Genomic DNA, 1970 nt, shown 5'->3' with positions numbered 1-1970 from the left:
GGGGCTTCTTCGTTTTCCCGGCGTACCCGGCGAGTGATTCGAACACAGGCCACGGGTGGGTGGCTCCGTTCCGGAGGCCGGTGCCCGCCGAATGGGCCTGGAGGTCCCGTTCCCGCCGCCGTTCGGGTGGTGCCGATTGCCGCCTAATGGATGAAATGCAGCCGTTTCGGGTACATCCCGTCCTGCCGCCCGGATGACCGCCGAACGGGTGGGATACGGCCAAAAGCACAGGTGTCGCAGTATGACCGGCTCAGGATCGTGATTCCTTTTTGTCGGATCTTGTGCAGACTGCCCACCCCCCGGCAGCCGACCGCGAAGGAGAGCCGGATGAGCCGACAGTTTCCCCGTACGGCTGTCGCCCTGGCCGTCCTCGCGAGCGGGCTGCTGACCGCGTGGAACGCCCCGCTCTCGGCGGCCCGGCAGGCACCCGACACCCGGTCCGCCGAACACCGGGCGGTGCTGCTGCCCTCCGGGCTCCCGGTCCGGTCCGACCTCGGCACCGCCCCGCAGGACTACGGCACCGCCTCGCACGTGGCCTCCGACCTCCTCCTGGGCGCCGCCGCGACCGCCCCGGCGCGCACCGGCCGCGGCGAGTACTGGGGCGCCGACGCGTCGATCGCCTTCCCCGCCGAGGCCGCGATCGGCCGCTACTACCGGCTCACCGTCCCGGTCGCGGTCGGCGACCGGCCCGCCACCCTGGCCGGCTGGATCGACTTCGGCCGCACCGGCCGGTTCGACCCCGCCCAGCGGGTGCAGACCGAGATCCCGCCCGGCGCCGCCACCGCGACCCTGGAGTGGACCGTCCCGCCCGGCGCGGCCTCGGGCGAGACCTGGGCCCGGCTGCGGATCGGCCGCGACGCCGGACAGCTCGTCTCCTCCGGCGGCTTCGCCGACTCCGGACAGGTCGCCGACCAGCGGATCGAGCTGACCGTCGGCGCCGCCCGGCCGGAGATCGCCGAGCCGGTCGCGGGCGCCGTCCTCGCCGACGCCCGCCCGCAGGTCAGCGGCCACGGCGCGGTCGCCGGCGCCACGATGGAGGTCCGGGAGGGCGACACCGTGCTCTGCCGGACCGAGGTCGGGAGCGGCGGCGACTGGTCCTGCCGCCCCGGCACGGGGCTGGCCGTCGGTCCGCACGCCCTCACCCCGGTGGAGACCACCGGCGGCGGCGTGGTGCTGCGCGGCGATCCGGTCACGGTCGGCGTGAAGACCGTGCCGCCGTCCGCTCCCACGCTCACCGTCCCCGCGTACACCAACGATCCGGGGCTGCGGCTCACCGGCACCGGCGAGGCGGGCAGCACCGTCTCGGTCGTCGACCAGGGCTCCAGCGACGAGCTGTGCATCACCGGGGTGCCGGCGGGCGGCGCGTGGTCCTGCCTGCCGGTCGAGAACCTGACGGACGGGAAGCACCTGCTCACCCCGATCGCGGTCGACCAGGCGGGCAACCGGACGGCCGGACTGCCGGTCCCGCTGGTCGTCGCCACCGGCCTGCCGGGCCGGCCGGTGCTCACCTCGCCGGCCCCGGGGGAGACCGTGCGGGTCAGCCGGCCGAAGCTGGCCGGCCGGGCGGATCCGGACTCGGACGTGCTGGTCACGACGGGGGCGGGCGCGGGCTCGGAGCCGGAACGGCGGACGGTGCTCTGCGGGGCGGCGACGGCGTTCGACGGGAGCTGGAGCTGCACGGCCAACCGGGACCTGGCGAACGGGGAGCAGTGGCTGACCGTCACGGCGACCGATCGGTCGGGGAACGCGGCCTCGGGGGAGCCGGTGCCGGTACGGGTCGCCACGGCGGAGGCGGCGCCCGTGCCGGCGGTGCCGAGTCCGGCGGTGCCGAGTTCGGTGCTGCCGAGCCCGGCAGCGGCGGTTCCGGCGTCGAGTTCGGCACCGAGCCCGGCGGCAGCGAGGCCGGGGCCGCCGAGTCCGGTGGCGTCCGGTGCGGCGGCGGTGCCCTCGGGCCCCGCCAAGCCGAGCCC

General features: G+C 76.1%; 1 protein-coding gene. It reads left to right on the top strand.

What is annotated here, in order from left to right; genetic code table 11:
- Nucleotides 1-327 precede the first annotated feature (327 nt).
- The coding region (locus tag ACFU6K_RS37875) for an Ig-like domain-containing protein (RefSeq protein ID WP_380671032.1) at nucleotides 328-1970 on the top strand (1643 nt) is incomplete at its 3' end.

Origin of the sequence: Kitasatospora sp. NPDC057512 (assembly GCF_042802135.1) — a bacterium.
Classification (GTDB): Bacteria; Actinomycetota; Actinomycetes; order Streptomycetales; family Streptomycetaceae; genus Kitasatospora.
This window is presented reverse-complemented; position numbering and strand designations above follow the sequence as displayed.